At 72.5% G+C, this 19,278-nt stretch carries 15 protein-coding genes, 1 pseudogene and 1 riboswitch; of the genes and pseudogenes, 11 read left to right on the forward strand and 5 right to left on the reverse strand.

The genetic code is table 11. The features are described from left to right. Positions 1 to 27 precede the first annotated feature (27 nt). From ABTZ54_RS16765 to ABTZ54_RS35705, 5 genes and pseudogenes are all read left to right on the forward strand, one after another. Positions 28 to 714: a hypothetical protein gene (locus ABTZ54_RS16765; RefSeq protein ID WP_351663379.1), complete on the forward strand. Its 687-nt coding sequence runs from the start codon at positions 28 to 30 to the stop codon at positions 712 to 714. 333 nt (positions 715 to 1,047) lie between these two features. Beyond that, positions 1,048 to 1,554, forward strand: a complete 507-nt coding sequence (locus ABTZ54_RS16770) for a hypothetical protein (protein ID WP_351663382.1) — start codon at positions 1,048 to 1,050, stop codon at positions 1,552 to 1,554. Positions 1,555 to 1,556: 2 nt separating this feature from the next. After that, complete coding sequence (locus ABTZ54_RS16775; protein ID WP_351663707.1) at positions 1,557 to 1,934, forward strand: tail fiber domain-containing protein; 378 nt, start codon at positions 1,557 to 1,559, stop codon at positions 1,932 to 1,934. Beyond that, positions 1,931 to 2,605: a 2OG-Fe(II) oxygenase gene (locus ABTZ54_RS16780; protein WP_351663385.1), complete on the forward strand. Its 675-nt coding sequence runs from the start codon at positions 1,931 to 1,933 to the stop codon at positions 2,603 to 2,605. Before ABTZ54_RS16775 ends, ABTZ54_RS16780 begins: the two co-directional genes overlap by 4 nt. 377 nt (positions 2,606 to 2,982) lie before the next feature. Further along, positions 2,983 to 3,111 (forward strand): annotated as a pseudogene (locus tag ABTZ54_RS35705) (IS5/IS1182 family transposase); the annotation flags it as partial. On the opposite strand, the gene ABTZ54_RS16785 reads toward ABTZ54_RS35705, so the two are convergent. Continuing rightward, positions 3,076 to 3,480, reverse strand: a complete 405-nt coding sequence (locus ABTZ54_RS16785; protein ID WP_351663388.1) for an HlyD family secretion protein — start codon at positions 3,478 to 3,480, stop codon at positions 3,076 to 3,078. The pseudogene ABTZ54_RS35705 and the gene ABTZ54_RS16785 overlap by 36 nt on opposite strands. A 395-nt stretch (positions 3,481 to 3,875) precedes the next feature. Between ABTZ54_RS16785 and ABTZ54_RS16790 the strand changes: the two genes are divergently transcribed. From ABTZ54_RS16790 to ABTZ54_RS16800, 3 genes are all read left to right on the forward strand, one after another. Beyond that, the gene (locus ABTZ54_RS16790) at positions 3,876 to 5,225 is read left to right on the forward strand and encodes a peptidoglycan DD-metalloendopeptidase family protein (protein ID WP_351663391.1); all 1,350 of its coding nucleotides are present in this window, start codon (positions 3,876 to 3,878) and stop codon (positions 5,223 to 5,225) included. A 211-nt stretch (positions 5,226 to 5,436) separates the two neighbouring features. After that, positions 5,437 to 7,065 carry a glycoside hydrolase family protein gene (locus tag ABTZ54_RS16795; RefSeq protein WP_351663394.1) on the forward strand — a complete coding sequence of 543 codons (1,629 nt, stop codon included), beginning with the start codon at positions 5,437 to 5,439 and terminating at the stop codon, positions 7,063 to 7,065. A 64-nt stretch (positions 7,066 to 7,129) separates the two neighbouring features. Beyond that, a complete protein-coding gene (locus ABTZ54_RS16800) occupies positions 7,130 to 8,479 on the forward strand; it encodes a peptidoglycan DD-metalloendopeptidase family protein (RefSeq protein WP_351663397.1) in 1,350 nt (449 codons plus the stop codon). Between the two features lie 126 nt (positions 8,480 to 8,605). Here ABTZ54_RS16800 and exaC read toward each other — a convergent pair whose 3' ends face one another. Both exaC and ABTZ54_RS16810 read right to left on the reverse strand, forming a co-directional pair. After that, positions 8,606 to 10,129 (reverse strand): acetaldehyde dehydrogenase ExaC, encoded by a 1,524-nt coding sequence (gene exaC, locus ABTZ54_RS16805; RefSeq protein ID WP_351663400.1) that lies wholly within the window; start codon positions 10,127 to 10,129, stop codon positions 8,606 to 8,608. A gap of 47 nt (positions 10,130 to 10,176) precedes the next feature. After that, positions 10,177 to 11,451: a GAF domain-containing protein gene (locus ABTZ54_RS16810; protein WP_351663709.1), complete on the reverse strand. Its 1,275-nt coding sequence runs from the start codon at positions 11,449 to 11,451 to the stop codon at positions 10,177 to 10,179. Between the two features lie 181 nt (positions 11,452 to 11,632). Next, a riboswitch (ZMP/ZTP riboswitch) is annotated at positions 11,633 to 11,738 on the forward strand. 28 nt (positions 11,739 to 11,766) lie between these two features. On the opposite strand from ABTZ54_RS16810, the gene ABTZ54_RS16815 reads away from it, so the two are divergent. After that, positions 11,767 to 12,621, forward strand: a complete 855-nt coding sequence (locus ABTZ54_RS16815; RefSeq protein ID WP_351663403.1) for a bifunctional 5,10-methylenetetrahydrofolate dehydrogenase/5,10-methenyltetrahydrofolate cyclohydrolase — start codon at positions 11,767 to 11,769, stop codon at positions 12,619 to 12,621. A gap of 139 nt (positions 12,622 to 12,760) precedes the next feature. After that, positions 12,761 to 13,558 (forward strand): hypothetical protein, encoded by a 798-nt coding sequence (locus ABTZ54_RS16820; protein ID WP_351663406.1) that lies wholly within the window; start codon positions 12,761 to 12,763, stop codon positions 13,556 to 13,558. Positions 13,559 to 13,580: 22 nt separating this feature from the next. Here ABTZ54_RS16820 and ABTZ54_RS16825 read toward each other — a convergent pair whose 3' ends face one another. Then, complete coding sequence (locus ABTZ54_RS16825; RefSeq protein WP_351663409.1) at positions 13,581 to 14,897, reverse strand: SWIM zinc finger family protein; 1,317 nt, start codon at positions 14,895 to 14,897, stop codon at positions 13,581 to 13,583. Then, positions 14,894 to 17,908, reverse strand: coding sequence for an SCO1167/SCO6262 family helicase (locus tag ABTZ54_RS16830; protein ID WP_502997255.1), 3,015 nt, complete (start codon positions 17,906 to 17,908; stop codon positions 14,894 to 14,896). Before ABTZ54_RS16830 ends, ABTZ54_RS16825 begins: the two co-directional genes overlap by 4 nt. A gap of 257 nt (positions 17,909 to 18,165) precedes the next feature. Here ABTZ54_RS16830 and ABTZ54_RS16835 point away from each other — a divergent pair, with 257 nt between their 5' ends. Beyond that, the gene (locus ABTZ54_RS16835) at positions 18,166 to 19,272 is read left to right on the forward strand and encodes a fatty acid desaturase family protein (RefSeq protein WP_351663412.1); all 1,107 of its coding nucleotides are present in this window, start codon (positions 18,166 to 18,168) and stop codon (positions 19,270 to 19,272) included. Positions 19,273 to 19,278: the final 6 nt, after the last annotated feature.

A 19,278-nucleotide genomic window follows, 5' to 3' on the forward strand; every position in this document is an offset into this window, starting at 1 on the left:
GGCACTCCGTTTACGTAGAGTCCCCGTATGCCCGACGAGACCGTGCCGTCCCCCGCCCCCGCCCCCGCCTCCGACCCCGACTCGACCGGGTCCGGGGCGCCCTCTCGCGTGCGGCGCCCCTTGGGATGCGCCGGCGCCGCGCTCGTCGGGGTGATCGCGCTCGTCCTGCTCACATGGGGCTCGTGGGGGTCGACGGACTTCCCTCGTGCCGCGCCCGAGGAGATGGCGAAGCGCGCCTTCCAGCGTTCGCAGGAGGCCTACGAGGTCATGGGGTTCACGCGGACCATCGAACCCGGAGTCCAGGACGTCGGCGTCAGCACGGAGAACACGTTCGGTTCGTCCTTCTGCTACGACGGAGGTCTGCTGGGGCTGGAGGACAAGACCGTCGAAGGCGCCTACGCGATGAGCCACGCGTGGGCCCTGGACCACGTGCCGGCGAGCCAGGCGGTCCCCGGTCTCCGCAGACTGCGCGGGTTCCTCACGGACAGCGGCTGGAAGGTCACGTCGTACAGCGAAGGCGAGCGCGGCGGGACCTGGGAGCTGTTCGTCCAGCGGGCCGACGGCGACGAGCGCATGTCCTTCACCTGGTATCCGGACCGGGAGTACTTCACCGGCGGCGCGACCGTGCCCTGCGCCTACGATCCCGAGTGGCGGAACGGCGACGTCGGTCCCGCCGGGGACGACCAGAGGCCGCCCGCTTTCGGTCCCGCCTGACCTGGAGGAATGTTGGTTCGGCGCGTCGTGGGCGGGGCGTTGGACCGCGTATGGTCCGGATCCTGGGATGGGCATGATGACCAAGGCGGCCGCCGCACCCAGAGAGCCAGAGGCCGCTCCCTGATCCGGCGTTCGATGAGGCCCTGCGTTGGCCGGTATGAATCGGCCGTGTTCGTCACGGTGCCGCCGCCGACTCATCAGATGGTGCGTACTCGCTTTCATCGGATGTTCGCTTCGGACGGGTGTGGCTACGGTCGTTCGTGTCGCCCAAAGGGGGCGGCAAGTCGATGGGGAGTGGACATGGGTTATGTCGGTCGCAGGACAGCCGCGGTGATGGCAGCCGCTCTGGCGTCGCTGGGCGCGGGGAGCGCCGTACCCGCGACCGCGGTCACGTCGTCGCCCGTACCGTGCAGCGGCGCGGAATGCCCCAGCCTGAAGCCGGTCAGGCTCGTGGCCAGCCAGGCGACCCTGAACATCACCCAGATGCAACTGGAGAACCTCCACGCGATCGCCTCCGACGCCATCACCGGGGAGCCCATCCGGGGCGTGAAGGTCGTGTTCGCCACCATCGGTGGCCGGACGCTCGGGGCGGCCTACACCGACTACGACGGCGTGGCCGCGATCACCGCCCCGGAGAACCTGGGTCCCGGAACCCTCCAGGAGCTCCTCGGCGGCTACGAAGCGGCGCTCCAGGGCGACGGCGTCCACGCCCCGGTCGGAGCCCACGGGGCGATCACCGTCGGCACGGACCAGGGTCCTGGGGTGCCGGCCAGCCCGTGCTCCATCTGCAGTGACCGCGGGCTCAAGCAGGACGTGGTCCCGGTCGACTGGAGCCGGTGACGATGCGGCTCTTCCCCCGGCGCTCCCGGGCGGCCGACCGAGGTCCCGAGGTCCGTGGTGAGGCCGGCGTCCGCGAGGGTGGCGCGGTGGCCCCGGTCGGCGCCGTCAACGGGTACCAGGTCCTGGAGACGGTGGCCACGCTGCCCATCAGTACCTGGCGTTATGTCTGGGAGCCCGAGGACGTACGTCACCTCGGACCGATGGCCCAGGACTGGCACGCGGCGTTCGGCCTCAACCGCGACGACACCAGGATCCCGGTCGTCGACGGCCTCGGCGTGGCCCTGGTCTGCGTCCAGGCGCTCCATCGCCACGTGACGGAACTGGAGGCCGAGGTGTCCCGGCTGCGGGACGCCATGGTCACGGCCGAGGCGGGGCGATGACGGCGGAGAGTCCCTCGCAGTTGTCCACGGACGCGGTCTTCCGGGTTCCGGTCACGGTCTGCCGCATCACCGGGCTCCTCGGCGAGCGGACGTCCGGCACCCTGCTGGAGCGCGCCGTCGCCTCCACGGGGGACCGGCTCAAGCCCTCCCTGATCCGGGACCGGGAGCTGGACCCCGACCTGCGCCGGTCCCGGTCGTGCCCGGACTTCGAGGCGCCCGAGTTGCTCGCGGCCGTGGAAGATGTCCGGGAGGCGGTCGAGCACACCCTGGGCGTCGACTGCCGGTACACCGAGGCCAGTTACGGGCTCAATGTGCACAACGACGGAGACTTCTACCGGCCGCACCAGGACACCAGCGTCGCGTACGCCCCTCGGCGTCTGCTCACGTTCGTGTACTACCTGCACCGCACGCCCCGGCCGTTCACCGGCGGCGAGCTGCGCGTCTTCGACGCCGCCCTGCCACTGCACACCGCGACGACCGGGGCGTGGGAGGAACGCACCTGGCGGGACTGGGAGCCCGAGCACGACAGCATCGTGTTCTTCCTGCCCACCGCCTGGCACGAGGTACGACCGGTCGTGTGCCCCGGGAAGAACCACGCGGACAGCCGCTTCGCCGTCAACGGCTGGCTGTGCGCACCCGACCCCGCACACCGCCCGGACGACGGAGGCTAGGGGCGGCGTCCTTCCGGCCATTGGGCGAGCCGGATGAGGTCGTTTGACTCGGTGGCTGATCTCCTCCTCGTCGGCGTCCCAGTCAGGAAGGGGCCTTGCTCTCGGCGCTCTGCGCAAGGCGCGTCGTGGCAGGTCACGCGGCAGCGGGGACGGGGGACGGACGTGCGTCGGGCACTCCTGTGGTCGGGCGCGCGGTGGAAGTTGGGGGCGGTGAGGCAGGGCCCGCCGGTGGGGTGGTTCAGCTGTTGGGCGGCAGGAACTGCCGGTCGGGCTCCACGCGCCAGGTAAAGTCCGGGAACGGACGGTGAACGTGCCGTTCGGCCCAGGGCCGAATGGTGTCCCAGGTCTTCCGCGTCGGCTCATTGGTCCGGAACCCGTTCCGCCGCCTGCGGATCCGCTGGGAGATCCGCGACGACATCCATGAAGCCTTCCTCACCCTGGGTTGCGCGCTCATCTGCTGGCGACGCCTGTCACAGCTCGCCCGGGCCCTCACCCTCCCGCAATAGCCATTCCCGGACCGAAGGCGCTCGGTCAAGGAGCCGCCTGACCTGCGTCCCCTCTTTGCGTGAGGTCACCTTCGGCAGAGGGGTGAAGTCGTCGGGAATCGCATCCAGCAGGCTCAGCACACGGTCTCCCGTACGCAGAGTGATCAGCGCTTCCCACCGGACGTGACGTGGAACGTCCGGGCGGTGGGACAGGCTGTGCCACAGGGCCGGCCACAGGTAGTGGGTGCCGTCGGGCGCCGCATGCGCGCGTACCCACGCCGGGTCCAACCGCTGGCTCAGGCCGAGATCACCCGCCCGCTCCTCCAACCTGAGCAACGAGGCCGAATCGATGACCTTCACCTCGCGCGGCAGCGGCTGTTCGAAGTCCATCGCCCCATGCTGCCCGACAGCACCCCACGCCGGGCAGCCGACCCGACGAGTCATTCCGTTAGGAGTTCAAAGCTCTCCGGCTGGGCCCAGAAGGCCATCTCGGACAAGGAGCTCCGCAAGGCCAAGGCCACCGCCGGCGCCCGGCTGTTCGCTCTGACCCTGGCTACTCAGAACGACGCCTGGCTCACCGACACCCATCTCGCCGGGCAGGTGAGCGCGCCCTCCCGCTCACCTGCCCCCTCCGGGCGGTCGGGTGCGAAGCCAGCGGCATCATCCCGCCAAACTGAAACAGTTTTCTAGAAATCCATTCCATATCGAGATGCCTCGGAACCATACTGACGCCGTTCCGCGGCTCAGAGACGCACGGCCATCAGCCCCCTACTCCAAGGAGACGCATGAGAATCACACGGGTCGGCCTCCTGGCAGCGGTGGCAGCAGCACTGCTGCTCGCACCGACCGCGCCCTCGCCGGCTTCGGCCGCCGCCCAGGCTCCGCATGCGAGCGCTGCGGCCGACCGGCCGGACTTCTTACTTCCGTTCCCCTGCGACAGCGTGATCGAGCTGAAGACCTACGCAGGTCACAACCCCGACGACAAGAAGATCGACATGTACCGGCAGGGCATGCCGGTGGGCAGCCCCGTCCTGGCCTCGGCCGACGGCTACGTGCACGAGAACTTCTCGCCGGGCGGGCTGGAGATCCGGCACGGCGGCGGTTGGTTCACCACGTACATGCACATGACGGGCGTGGCGCCGGCCGGTACCTGGGTCGAGCGCGGCGACGTGGTCGGCTACATGGGTGACGTCGGCTCGGAGGGCAAGCCCCACCTGCACTACGAGCAGCTCTACAACCCCAACAGCGACCAGGACGCCGACAACCAGCACATCGTCAACCCCGTGCTTCAGGGGCAGGGGCCGCTGGTCATGAACCCCAACAACCCCATCACCATGACGAGCACGAACTGCGGTGTGTCCGCCGGCAGTAGCTTGTTCGCCCTGTCCCCGGATCGTTCCGGCGTGTTCCAGTGGTCGGGGAACGGCACGGCCTGGAACAAGGTGGGTGGCGCCGCCGGAACGCTCTACGCGGGCGGAGCCGGAGTCTTCGCGACGAACCCGGCCACCGGTGACCTGTACAAGATGAACGGTGCGAACAACTGGGCCAAGGTCGGCGGGCCTGCCAAGACCTTCGCCGTCACCGGTAACGGTCTGTTCGGCCTCTCGCCCGACGGCACCGGGGTGTTCCAGTGGTCGGGGAACGGGACGGTCTGGAACAAGGTGGGTGGGGCTGCCGGAACGCTCTACGCGGGCGGAGCGGGCCTCTTCGCGACGAACCCGGCCACCGGTGACCTGTACAAGATGAACGGTCCGAACAACTGGGCCAAGGTCGGCGGGCCCGCCAAGACCTTCGCCGTCACCGGTAACGGTCTCTTCGGCCTCTCGCCCGACGGCACCGGCGTGTTCCAGTGGTCGGGGAACGGCACGGTCTGGAACAAGGTGGGTGGGGCTGCCGGAACCCTCTACGCGGGCGGCGCCGGCCTCTTCGCCACCGACCCCGCCACCGGTGACCTGTACAAGATGAACGGCCCCAACAACTGGGCCAAGGTCGGTGGATCGGGCCACCAGTTCGCCGTCGCGGGCGATGCGATCTACGGCCTGTCGCCCAACAGCGACGCCGTCTTCAAGTGGACCGGCAACGGCACCATCTGGAACAAGGTCGGCGGCCCCGCCTCCTTCATCGCGGGCAAGTAGTCGGCGAAGTCGTCAGCGGACGGGCCCGGGGTCCTGGACCGGGCCCGTCCGTTCCTTCCCCTGGAGCGACGTGTTGTCACGCATCACCCTGACTGCCGCGGCCTTGGTCGCGGTCGTACTCCCCTCCGCCGTCCCGGCGCCTGCCCGACCGGCCTCTCCGCCCTCCGTGGACATCGCGTCCCCGGACACCGGCTCGGCGGATGCCGGCTCCGTGACCACGGGAGACTTCGTCCGCGTCTACAACCCCGGCACCGGGGAGTCGCAGCCCTGGTACATCAACGACCACACCTTCATCCGTGACGAGGCCACCGGGACCTGGCACCTGTTCGGCATCACCCACGCCGAACCGGCCGCCCCGGAGGACGAGGACTCGTTCGCGCACGCCACGGCACCCAGCCTGCGCGGGCCGTGGACCAAGCAGCCCGTGGCCCTGACGGTCGACCCGTCCTACGGTGAGTCGCACCTGTGGGCGCCGCACGTCATCCGCTCCGGTGCCACGTACTACATGTTCTACGCGGGCGGGCAGACCGTCGGTGACCTGTCCAGGAGCCAGATCAACCTGGCCACCTCCACCGACATGGTCCACTGGAAACGGCGGCCCGCGGGTCCTCTGTTCCGCGACGGGCAGGAAGCACGCGACCCGATGGTCGCCCGGGTCGGCTCCCAGTGGGTCATGTACTACACCGCCACGGAGACCGCCGCAGGGGGACGCAGCATCGTCGCGTACCGGACGAGTCCGGACCTGATCACGTGGAGCCCCCGCGAGACCGCGTTCACCGCCGTCGGCGACGGCTGGTCCGAATCGCCGTACGTGGTACAGCGCAACGGCCTCTGGTACCTGTTCATCGGCGGCTCGGCGACGAACGACTACGTGGGGGCGGAGGTGTACGTCAGCGAGGACCCACTGCACTTCACGGCCACCGGGCAAGTGGGCCGCCTGCCGTCCCACGCCGCCGAGGTCGTCACCGACGACGACGGGAGCCAATGGCTGAGCACCGCGGGCTGGGGTACGGGCGGAGTCGACCTGGCCCCCCTCAAGTGGCGGGCGCGGCCCTACACACCGCACCATCTGTACGCGCTGAGCCCTGACAGGAACACCGTCCAGCAGCGGACGGACGGCAACTCCTGGGCGAGGATCGGGGGCCCGGCAGGCGCCCTGATCGGCGGCGAGGGCGGGCTGTTCGCCACCAACCCCACGACCGGCGACATCTTCAAGTACAACGGCACCCCGGACAACTGGACCCGGATCGGTGGACCCGGGGCCCAATTCGTCGTCGCCGACGGCACGCTGTACGGGCTCGGCCCGGACAGGAAGGCCGTCTTCCAGTGGACCGGATCCGGGACCGCCTGGACGAGGATCGGCGGCCCGGCAGGCGCGCTGCACGCGGGCGGCGCCGGCCTCTTCGCCACCAACCCGACCACCGGCGACATCTTCAAGTACAACGGCACCCCGGACAACTGGACCAGAGTCGGCGGACCGGGAAGGACCTTCGCGGTCACCAACGAGGCGCTGTACGGCCTGTCGCCGAACGGCGGTGCCGTCGTGAAGTGGACGGGGTCGGGTACGGCCTGGACCACGGTCGGCGGAGCCGCTGGAACCCTCATCGGCGGTGGCGCCGGCCTGTTCGCCACCAACCCCGCCAACGGCGACCTCTACAAGTTCAGTGGCCTACCGAACAACTGGTCCAAGACCGGCGGTCCCGGCAGTGCCTTCGCGGTCGCCGGTGACCGGCTCTACGGGTTGAGCCCCGACAAGAGTGGCGTCTTCCAGTGGTCCGGGTCGGCGACCTTCCAATGGACCAAGGTCGGCGGGCCCGCCGCGAGCATCGCCACCGACTAGCCATCGCTCCCGTACTTCCTTCTCCCTCTTCCCACGACCACACCCTCGCCCCAAGGAGACGTCAATGAACATCAGATGGACCGGCTTACTGACGGCGGCGGCGCTGCTGCTCGCCCCAGTCGCAGCCCTCGCGCCCGCAGCCCCGGCCGCGGCCACGACGGCCGCCCCCGAGGTGGACACCGCCGCCGCCGAGACGCCGTGGTTCCAGCTCCCCATTCCCTGCGGGCAACGGTGGACGACGTCCACGCACGACGGACATGCCAGCCAGTACATGGTCGACATGGTCTCGGCCGGCGGAGCCACGCAGGGCACACCGGCCCTGGCCTCGGCGGCCGGACGTGTCGTCACCTCGCAGTTCGACAGCCAGGCCGGCAACTTCATCGTGATCGACCACGGTGGCGGCTGGCAGACCCGGTACCTCCACCTGGACCGGCTCGACGTCGGCGTCGGCAACGACGTCGAGCAAGGCCGGCAGATCGGCCTCGTGGGCAACACCGGCAGCTGGACCACCGGGGCGCACTTGCACTACGAGCAGAAACTGAACGGCTCCGTCGTGCAGGCCACGCTTGAAGGGCGCCCCATTCCCGTCACGTGGGAGTACAACCAGCACTACGAGACAAGCACGAACTGCGGTGTGTCCGCGGGCAGTAGTCTGTTCGCCCTGTCCCCGGATCGTTCCGGCGTGTTCCAGTGGTCGGGGAACGGCACGGCCTGGAACAAGGTCGGCGGGGCTGCCGGAACCCTCTACGCGGGCGGAGCGGGTGTCTTCGCGACGAACCCCGCCACCGGTGACCTGTACAAGATGAACGGTCCCAACAACTGGGCCAAGGTCGGAGGGCCCGCCAAGACCTTCGCCGTCACGGGTAACGGTCTCTTCGGCCTCTCGCCCGACGGCACCGCAGTATTCCAGTGGTCGGGCAACGGCACGACCTGGAACAAGGTCGGCGGAGCCGCCGGAACCCTTTACGCAGGCGGAGCAGGCCTCTTCGCCACGGACCCCGCCACCGGTGACCTTTACAAGATGAACGGCCCCAACAACTGGGCCAAGGTCGGCGGGCCCGCCAAGACCTTCGCCGTCACAGGCAACGGCCTCTTCGGCCTGTCACCCGACGGCACCGGAGTCTTCCAGTGGTCGGGCAACGGCACGGTCTGGAACAAGGTGGGCGGAGCCGCTGGAACCCTCTACGCGGGCGGGGCGGGTGTGTTCGCGACGAACCCGGCCACGGGTGACCTGTACAAGATGAACGGCGCGAACAACTGGGCCAAGATCGGCGGCCCCGGCAGCACCTTCGCCGTCGCCGGCGACGCGGTCTACGGCCTGTCGCCCAGCAACGACGCCGTCTTCAAGTGGACCGGCAACGGCACCATCTGGAACAAGGTCGGCGGCCCCGCCTCCCTCATCGCAGGCCGGTAGACCGACTCACTCCACGCGGCCGGCCGGCGGGAGAAGACGTCCCAGATCGCCGAGAGCCGCAACCCGCACACGTGCGAGAGGCGCCTGACCGGCGGAAGGCCAGGTCAGGCGCCTCTTTGTCTGTCTCTAGAAGAAGCCCAGCTTCTTCGGGGAGTAGCTCTGGAGGATGTTCTTGGTCTGCTGGTAGTGGTCCAGCATCATCTTGTGGGTCTCGCGGCCCACGCCTGACTGCTTGTAGCCGCCGAAGGCGGCGTGGGCCGGGTAGGCGTGGTAGCAGTTGGTCCAGACGCGGCCCGCCTGGATCGCGCGGCCCGCGCGGTAGGCGGTGGTGGTGTCGCGGGTCCAGACGCCGGCGCCGAGGCCGTACAGCGTGTCGTTGGCCGTTCGGATCGCGTCGTCGAAGTCGGTGAACGAGGTGACCGCGACGACCGGGCCGAAGATCTCCTCCTGGAAGATCCGCATGTGGTTGTCGCCCTCGAAGATGGTCGGCTGGACGTAGTAGCCGCCCGCCAACTCTCCGTCGTAGGTGATCTGCTGACCACCCGTCAGGATCTTGGCGCCCTCCTGCTGACCGATCTCCAGGTACGACAGGATCTTCTTGAGCTGGTCGTCGGAGGCCTGCGCGCCGATCATCGTCGTCGTGTCGAGGGGGTGCCCGGGGACGATGAGTTCCGTGCGGGCGACGGCCGCCTCCAGGAACTCGCGGTAGTGGCCGCCCTGGATCAGGGCGCGGGAGGGACAGGTGCAGACCTCGCCCTGGTTGAGGGCGAACATCGTGAAGCCTTCGAGGGCCTTGTCGCGGAAGTCGTCGTCCGCCGCCCACACGTCGTCGAAGAAGATGTTCGGCGACTTGCCGCCCAGCTCCAGCGTGACGGGCTTCAGGTTCTCCGAGGCGTACTGCATGATCAGCCGGCCCGTGGTCGTCTCGCCGGTGAAGGCGATCTTCGCGACGCGGGGGGAGGAGGCCAGGGGCTTGCCCGCCTCCTCGCCGAAGCCGTTGACGATGTTCAGCACGCCCGGCGGCAGCAGATCGGCCACCAGGCTCAGCCAGAAGTGGACCGAGACCGGGGTCTGCTCGGCCGGCTTCAGGACGACCGCGTTGCCCGCCGCGAGCGCCGGCGCCAGCTTCCACACCGCCATCAGGATCGGGAAGTTCCACGGGATGATCTGGGCGACGACCCCCAGCGGCTCGTGGTAGTGGTACGCCACGGTGTCCTCGTCGAGCTCGCTCAGCGAGCCCTCCTGCGCGCGCAGCGCCCCCGCGAAGTAGCGGAAGTGGTCGATGGCGAGGGGGATGTCCGCCGCGAGCGTCTCGCGGACCGGCTTGCCGTTCTCCCAGCTCTCCGCGACGGCCAGCGCCTCCAGGTTCGCCTCCATCCGGTCCGCGATCCGCAGCAGGACCTGGGCCCGCTCCGCCGGCGCCGTGCGGCCCCAGCCCGGCGCCGCCGCGTGCGCCGCGTCCAGCGCCCGCTCCACGTCCTCGGCCGTACCCCGGGCCACCTCCGTGAACGCCTTGCCGTCGACCGGACTCGGGTTCTCGAAGTACCGCCCGAGCGCCGGGGCGACGTACTCGCCGCCGATCCAGTGGTCGTAGCGGGGCTCGTACGACATGATCGAACCCTCGGTGCCGGGTGCGGCGTAACGGGTCATGGGTGTGGCCTCCTCGTACCGCGCCGGCCGTCCCTGGCCGGCTGTGCTCAGCGGCGAGTCTGCGCGGGCCGACGTTGCAACCCCGTTGCACCCGCCGACAGTTCGGCGTCCAGGGCGGTCAGCCGCGCCCGTACGGCCGGAGCCTGCGCCGCCGGCACCGCGGAGGCCAGCGCCCGCCACACCGCCACATCGTCCTCGCCCCACGCGCTGTACGCCCAGTCCGCCAGCAGCCCCGGATCCGCCCGGTCCACCAGCGCCGCCCGCAGCCGCCCGGCCAGCCGCTCCCGGAGCCGTACCACCGCCGGTGCCCGCGACCCCGGCAGCAGCGGCCCCGCGTACTCCCCGAGCGCCGTCGCCACCGCCCCCGAGGCGAGCCGCCGGTCCACCGTCAGGAAGTCCGCGTCGACCACCCCCGTCAGCCGGTACGGGCGCGACGCCAGCAGCTCCGCGCCGAGCAGCCCCCGCAGCCGGGACATCTCCGCCCGCAGCGTCACCGGGGTCACCGACTCGTCCTCGTACAGGAGGGTCAGGAGCTCGTCGCCCCCGACGCCCTCCGGCCGGTGCGCCAGGACCACCAGGATCTCGCTGTGCCGACGGCTCAGCCGCAGTCGGCGCCCCGCCACGTGCAGCAGCGCCTCGTCCCTGCCCAGCGCCGAGAGCCGCGGCCGTACGGCGACCGGGGCGGGCGCGAGCAGCGCCAGCTGCGACTCGGCGGCCCGCGCCACCGCCTGCACGAACGCCAGACTGTGCGGATGCGCCAGACCGTCCCCGCCCGTGATGTCGACCGCGCCGAGCAGCCGCCCGCTGCGCGGGTCGTGGACCGGGGCCGCCGCACACGTCCAGGCCTGCGCGGGCCGCTGGAAGTGCTCCGCCGCGCACACCTGCACCGGCCGGTCCACGGCGAGGGCCGTCCCCGGGGCGTTGGTCCCCGCCGCCGACTCCGACCAGCGGGCCCCGGGCACGAAGTTCATCCGGCGCGCACTGCGGAGCGTCCCCGGGTGCCCCTCCACCCACAGCAGCCGCCCCGCCGCGTCGCAGACCGCGATGAGATGCTCGCCGTCCCGCGCGTACGCCCCCATCAGCTCCCGGATCACCGGCATCGCCGCCGCCAGCGGGTGCTCCTCCCGGTGCCCCGCCAGCTCCTCCTCGTCGAGCTCGACCCGCGCCGCGCCGTCCGGGCTCACCCGCGCCCGCACCGAGCGCCGCCACGACTCGGCGACCAGCGGCCGCACCGGCGGGACACCGAGCGGGCCCCCGGCCGTGAACGCCTCGTGCGCCTCGCGCACGGCGCCGGATCCGTCCCGGGAGGCCGGTCCCGCCACACCCGCCGGTCCCGCCCCACCCGCCGTGCCTGTCCGCGCAACGCTCAACTCGGCCTCCCCTGCGAGGTCGTTCGCCTCGTGGACGCCATCGTCGTGCGCGCGCGGGGCGCCGACAAGCGTGTACGCGAGTTCGCATATGCCCCCTGTCCGGTACTCGTCACGCGGACCGTCACGTACAGTGGTTCCGGGCCGTGACTGGCGCTTGAGGTGGATCACCACCGGGGAGCGGCCCGGCGGAGGCGCTCACCGGAGCCGCCGTGTCGCGGTCGCGCGCCTGGGCATCCACCGGTCATCGTCGACGCCCAGGAGTGGCCCATGTCCACCAGCACCGCCCGCCTCATGGACGGCACCGCGCTCGCCCGCCGCACGGTCGAGGAGACCGCCGTCCGCGCCGCCGAGATCACCCGCCGCACCGGCACCACCCCCTGCCTGGCGACCGTCCTGGTCGGCGCCGACCCGGCCTCCGTCACGTACGTGAAGATGAAGCAGAACCGCTGCGCGAAGGCCGGAATCCGCTCCAAGCACGTCGAACTCCCCGCCGACACGACCACCGAAGAGCTCGTCGCGGCGATCACCGCCCTCTCCGAGGACCCCGAGGTCCACGGCATCCTGCTCCAGCACCCGGTCGGCCCGCACATCGACGAGCGCGCCGCGTTCGAGGCCATCGCCCCGGAGAAGGACGTCGACGGCGTCACCATGGCCTCCTTCGCCGCCATGGGCTTCGGCCTGCCCGGCTTCGTCTCCTGCACCCCCGGCGGCATCATGCGGCTGCTCGACGCGTACGACGTCGAGCTCAGCGGCAAGCGGGCCGTGGTCGTCGGCCGCAGCGCCATCCTCGGCAAGCCGGCCGGTCTGCTGCTCCTCGGCCGCGACGCCACCGTCACCTACTGCCACTCCCGCACCACGGACCTCTCCGCCGCCGTCCGCGAGGCCGACATCCTGGTCGCCGCCGTCGGCAAGCCCTCCTTCATCAAGGGCGAGGACATCAAGCCGGGCGCCGTGGTGATCGACGCCGGTTACAACCCGGGCAACGTCGGCGACGTCCACTTCGAGAGCGCCGCCGAGCGTGCTTCCCTCATCACCCCCGTGCCCGGCGGTGTCGGCCCGATGACCATCGCCGTCCTGCTCGCCCAGACCGTCGAGGGGGCCGAGCGCCAGCTCGGGCTCTGACCTCCCGTACCCCGCTGCCCGCAGACCCTGCGCACTTCGTGGGCCGTGATCAGGGTCTCGCCCCAGCTGCGGGAATGTCACGGTTCTGTATGAGCGGTGCCCAAGTCACGGATATCGCTCGCCACATGGACGACGCCGGGTGAACCTGTTGCCTATGCTCCACCCGCCGACGGCATCCCCGTCCCGCGGCGCCCGGCGCCCCAGACGGCCGGGCGCCGTCGCCCTGCTCGTCGCGGCGCTCGCCGCGGTCCTGTTCCTGTCCGTCGCCCTCACCGCGCGCGGCGGCCCCGACACCCGTGCCCCGCGCGCCGTCGGCCCCGCGCCCGCCGGGGCCGACCCGGCACCGCCGCCGGACGCCGGACCCGCCGGAGGGCGCGCCGACACGCCGTACGACACGCCCGGCCAGCACCCCTCCGCGCAGGGCGAGAGCCCCTCGCCGCTGCCGACGCGGACGGCGGCACCCACCCGGACGGCGAAGCCCAGGCACGTCCGCTCCGCGACCATGACACCCGCCGCCTCCGTCCCCGCCGCGCGCGGCGGCACGAGCCCGGGCCCGCGGACCACCCAGACCCGCTCGACCGGGCCCACGGGCACCCCGTACGACCGGCTGCGGGTCGGCGACTGCTTCGACATCGACCGCGACGCGCCCGGCACCGTCGTCCACCGTCCCTGCGACACGCCGCACGACGCCCAGGTCGTCGCCCGGCTGCGCCTCACCGGCCGGTACGCCGACGACGCGGCGGTACGGGACGCGGCCGCCGACCTGTGCCGGGGGCTGCTGCGGCGCAAGGCCGCGGACCAGCCGCTGGGCACCCGCTGGGCGACCTTCGTCCAGTACCCGTACCGCACCAGCTACCTGCTCGGCGACGACATCGCCGTCTGCAGCCTCGCCGCCCTCTCGGGCTCGGGCCGGAAGCTGACCGCGCCGCTCCAGTGACGCCGCCGGGCGACCGCCCGGGTCAGGGCGCGGTCACGGCCGCCAGCGCCGCCGCCGGGTCCTGCTCCGCCGGGCCCGCCGGGACCCAGCGGCCGTGTTCCCTGCGGTACGGCCACCAGCGGCCGTCCGCGCCGAGCCGGAGCTGGACGTCCGCTCCGACGACCGTCCAGCGGGCGGCGCCGACGGGCCGCAGCGCGGGCCGTTCGCCGTCCTCCCAGGCCTCTGCGAGCTGTGCGCCCGCCCGCACCAGCGCCTCGGGGGCCGGCACCCACTCCTCCTCCAGGACCGACAGCGCCGCCGCGCCGCCGAACCGCCAGGCCCGTACGGCCAGTTCGAGCTCGGCCGGCCCTCGCCCGGACCCCTCGGCGAGTCGTGCCGCGATCCACGGCCCGGGGGCGCCGGCGGCGAGCCGTACCGCGTCCTGGGACGGGGTCGGGGGAGCGTCGTCGAAGGCGCCGGCGAGCATCCGGAGCGCCCGGGCCGCGGCGTCCGCCGCCAGGAACTCCAGCGCCGCCGGATCGATCCCGGGCTCAGGGCCGCTCTCGGTGTCGAGCGACGGCGGCTCGCCGGGCGTCGCGGGCGGGACCGGCGGGCCGGGCAGCGGCGGCAGGATGCCCCCCGCCGCGTACGCCTCCTCCGCCGGTACGCCCGCCGGACGCGACACGCCGGAGCCGCCGCCCGCACCAGCCGCGCCCGACGGGCCCGACACGCCGGAGGCGCCCGCCCCGCCGGCCCCCTCCGGGCCCTCGGCCCCGGCGGCCCGCGCCGCGCTGCGCTCCTGGAGCGCGTCAAGGAGCGCCCGCTCCCCACGCCCCCGCATGAGCAGCAGCACGAACGGATCCTCGTCGAGCAGCCGCGCCACCTGGTAGCACAGCGCCGCCGTGTGCGGGCAGTGGTCCCACGCCTCGCAGGCGCACTCCGGCTCCAGGTCGCCCACGCCCGGCAGCAGTTCGAGACCGGCCGCCGCCGCGTCCTCCACCAGATGGGGCGGCATCTCCCGGTCGAGCAGGGCCGCGATGTGCCCCGCACTGTCCACCGCCAGGTCGAGCAGCCGGTCCCACTCCGCCCCGGACAGCTCCTGCAACAGCACGTCGCTGCGGTACGCCGTGCCGTCCGGGTCCCGCACCACCGCCGTGATCCGGCCAGGCCGCACCGACACCGCGCCGACCGCCCCGGCCCGCGCGTGTCGCCGCCCCTGCTTCAGCTGCTGCCCGTCGAGCGCCGTGTCCTCCAGCGCCTGCAGCCACGCCCGGCCCCACCAGGTCCGGGCGAACACCGAGCCCCGCACCGGCGGCAGCGCCGCGAACGTCCGCTCGTCCTCGGTCCCGTACCCGCTCATCGTCCGTCCTCCCCGCGCAGCCGCACCAGCTCCGCGAGCTCCGCGTCGGTCAACTCCGTCAGTGCCGCCTCGCCGCCCCCGAGCACGGCGTCGGCCAGCTCGCGCTTGCGCTCCAGCATGGCCGCGATCCGGTCCTCGATCGTGCCCTCGGCGATCAGCCGGTGCACCTGCACCGGCCGGTTCTGGCCGATCCGGTACGCGCGGTCGGTGGCCTGCGCCTCCACCGCCGGGTTCCACCACCGGTCGTAGTGCACGACATGCTCGGCGCGGGTCAGGTTGAGACCGGTGCCCGCCGCCTTCAGCGACAGCAGGAACACCGGCACCTCGCCGGCCTGGAAACGCTCGACCATCGCCTCCCGCTCGGCGACCGGCGTGCCGCCGTGCAGGAACTGGGTGGGCACGCCACGCCCGGCCAGGTGCGCTTCGAGCAGCCGCGCCATCCGCACGTACTGCGTGAAGACGAGCACGCTCGCGTCCTCCGCCAGGATCGTGTCGAGAAGCTCGTCGAGCAGTTCCAACTTGCCCGAGCGGCCCTCCACCCGGGGCCGTTCCTCCTTGAGGTACTGCGCCGGGTGGTTGCAGATCTGCTTGAGGCCGGTGAGCAGCTTGACCACCAGGCCGCGCCGCTCCATCCCGTCGGCCTCGGCGATGGCGGCCAGCGTCTCGCGGACGACGGCCTCGTAGAGACCCGCCTGCTCCTTCGTCAGGGCCACGGCCCGGTCGGTCTCCGTCTTCGGCGGCAGCTCGGGCGCGATCCCCGGATCCGACTTGCGCCGCCGTAGCAGGAACGGGCGCACGAGCGCGGCGAGCCGCTCGGCCGCCGCCGGATCGCGGCCGCCCTCGACGGCGGAGGCGAAGCGGGTACGGAACGCGCCGAGCCCGCCGAGCAGCCCCGGGGTCGTCCAGTCGAGGATCGCCCACAGCTCGGAGAGGTTGTTCTCCACCGGCGTGCCGGACAGCGCCACCCGCGCCGCGCCCGGGACGGTGCGCAGCGCGCGGGCGGTCGCCGAGTACGGGTTCTTGACGTGCTGGGCCTCGTCCGCGACGACCAGGCCCCAGGAGCGCTCGGCGAGTCGCGGCGCGTCGAGCCGCATCGTGCCGTACGTGGTGAGGACGAACTCGCCGTCGCCGAGGGCGTCCAGGTCGCGCGCCGGGCCGTGGAAGCGGCGCACCGGCGTGCCGGGCGCGAACTTCTCGATCTCGCGCTGCCAGTTGCCCATCAGCGAGGTCGGGCACACCACCAGGGTGGGACCCGCGGAGGCCGGGTCGGTCTGCCGGTGCAGATGGAGGGCGATCAGGGTGATCGTCTTGCCCAGGCCCATGTCGTCGGCGAGGCAGCCGCCGAGCCCGAGCGAGGTCATCCGGTGCAGCCAGCCGAGGCCGCGCAGTTGGTAGTCGCGCAGGGTCGCGGTGAGCGCGGCGGGTTGGGCGATCTCCTGCGCGCCGCCCTCCGGGTCGGCGAGCCGGGCCCGCAGCCGCTCGACCCAGCCGGTCGCCGCCACTTCGACCGTGCGCCCGTCGACCTCGGTGGTGCCGGTGAGTACGGCGCCCAGCGCGTGGACCGGGGTCAGCTTGCGGTCCTGGTACGTACGGGCCCGCCGCAGCTCCTCCGGGTCGACCAGCACCCACTGGTCCCGGAGCCGCACGAGCGGCCGCCCCGCCTCGGCAATCCGGTCGAGCTCCGCCCGCGTGAGCTCCTGGTCGCCGACCGCGAAGCGCCAGTCGAAGGAGAGCAGGGCGTCGGCCGAGAGGAACGAGGGCAGGGCGTCCCCCCGGTCGCGCCCGCCGCGCCCGGCGGACCCGTCGCCCGGCTCGTCGAAGTCGTCGGTCCCGCCCGCGACTTGGAGTCCGTCCGGCGGGCCGATGACGGCGCGGGCGGTGAGCCGGTTCGCGAGTTCGCGCGGCCAGTGGACACGGACCCCGGTCGCCGCGAGTGCGCGGGCCGCGGGTCCCAGGAGCTCGGCGATCTCCTCGTCGGCGAGCTCGACGGCGTCGGGGACGGCCGCCGAGAGCAGCGGGGAGAGCGGCGGCCAGGCCCGTGCGGCCCGGCGCAGCGCGAGCAGGGCGTCCATCCGGGCCCGGGGCCCGAACGCCGCACCGGCCGGGGACGCTCCGGCCCACACCTCCGCCGCGTCCGCGACCAGGGCGGGGTCGGCGACGGAGTGCATCTGGAGGACGGCGCGGAAGGAGACGCCCGGATCGGTACCGGCCTCGGCGGCCTCGGCGGCTTCGCCGGGCGTGTCGGCTCCCACGCCCCCCACAGCCAGGCCCTCCGCGCCCACCAGCTCCAGCCGCAGCGACAGGCGTACGCCCGCGTCATGGCCCGCCGCCACATCCGCAGCCCAGCCCCGCTGGTGCGGCAGTTCCTGCGGCTCCTGGCTCTCGTCGGCGGCGAAGGCGGGACCGCCCGCCGCCAGGGGGGCGGCCGGGGTGCGCGGCAGCACGTCGGCGACGGCGTCGGCGAACGCCCGCAGCAGGCCTTCCTGTTCGGGGAGGAGCGGCGGTTCGTCCGCCGTGGTGGAGGGCAGCGGTACGGCGTGGGCGGCCGGCGGCATGGAGGCGGCGAGGTCGCGCAGGGCGGCCAGCTCCTCGGGACCCAGCGGCCCGGCGCGCCACGCGTCGCGGTCGGTGGCGGTGAGCCCGGGCAGCAGCAGCCCCCGGGCGACCAGGTCGAGGGAGAACAGGGTCGCCGCGCCCCAGAACGCGGTCGCGGGCGAGGCGTCCTCGGCGGACCGCGCCCGTGCGAGCAGCGGCAGGGCCTCCCGTACGGGCATCAGCAGTGCGGGCACGGCCCGGGGCAGCAGGTCGTCACCGACGACGGTCAGGTCTGCGGCGGCGTCCGCCGGAGGCCGCAACTCCGCTCCCCAGAAGGCGATCCGCCCCGCGCGGGGCGGATCGGCGGGCAGGAAGACGGCGGAGCAGCGGACGAGTTCATCGGAGGAAGGGAGGGAGGCGGCGGGCGACGGAGAAGGCGACGGAGACGGAGACGAGGACGACGGCGACAGCGACAACGCATTCCTCAAATTTGACTACCGGAGGGTCGAGCCGCCGAGGGTACCCGAACGCACCGCCCCCACGCGGCGAACGGCACCGTGATCCGGGTCACCCCCACCCGTACTGGTGGGGAAGACCCCACCCCCGAGTGAGGGTCGCCCCCCTGACGGGCCCGGGTGGTGACGTCATGGTTCGGACTGATCACCGTTCCGTACGTTTCAGGTGGCCGCCACGATCCGCGCGGCAGCCCCTTCCACGGACCCCGGAGCCCGCCATGTCCCAGGCCACCGCGACGCTCGCCGCGCCCCTCGCGGCACCCGATCCGCACTCCGCCCGCCGTCACGGCAAGGGCGGCGGCAGCGAGTTCGCCCCGCTGCTGCGCACCATCAAGGACCAGGGGCTGCTCGAACGGCGCCCCGGCTGGTACGCCCGGGGCATCGTGGTCAACCTCCTCGGCATCGCCGCCGTGATCACCGGCCTGGCGCTCATCGGCCCGTCCTGGTGGGCGCTGCTCCTGGCCGTGCCGCTCGCGCTGCTCTCCGCGCGCGTCGCCTTCGTCGGCCACGACGCCGGCCACTCCCAGATCACCGACCGGCGCGGTCTCGGCCGGGTCATCCAGCTCGTCCACGCCAACCTGCTCCTCGGTATGAGCCGCGAGTGGTGGAACGACAAGCACAACCGGCATCACGCCAACCCCAATCACCTCGACAAGGACCCGGACGTCGCCGCCGACATCCTCGTCTTCGCCGCGCACCAGACCGACGGGCGCACCGGCCTGCGCGGCTGGCTCACCCGCCACCAGGCCTGGATGTTCTTCCCGCTGACCACCCTGGAGGGCATCGCCCTCAAGGTGTACGGAGTCCAGGCGCTGTTCGCGAAGGACGGCCCCTACCGCACCCGCCGCGAACGCCTCGTCGAGGGCGGCCTGCTCCTCGCCCACCTCGCCGGATACGTCACGCTGCTCCTGACCCTGCTGAGCCCGCTCCAGGCCCTCGCCTTCGCCCTGATCCACCAGATGCTGTTCGGCGTGCACCTGGGGATGGCCTTCGCCCCGAACCACAAGGGGATGGAGATGCCGGACGCCCACCCGGACGGCGACTCCTGGGGCCATCTGCGCCGCCAGGTGCTGACCTCCCGCAACATCCGGGGCGGGTTCCTCACCGACTGGTTCCTCGGCGGCCTCAACTACCAGGTCGAGCACCACCTCTTCCCCAGCATGCCCCGGCCGCACCTGCGCCTCGCCCAGAGCGCGGTGCGCGCGCACTGCGCCGAGCTCGGCATCCCGTACACGGAGACCGGCTTCGTCGCCTCGTACCGCCAGGCGCTCGGCCATCTGCACGAGGTCGGAGCACCTCTCCGGGCCGGGGACGGCGTCGCGTAGGGTCGA

The sequence above is a fragment of the Streptomyces sp. NPDC094032 genome (genome assembly GCF_040303965.1).
In the GTDB taxonomy this organism is placed as follows: Bacteria; Actinomycetota; Actinomycetes; order Streptomycetales; family Streptomycetaceae; genus Streptomyces.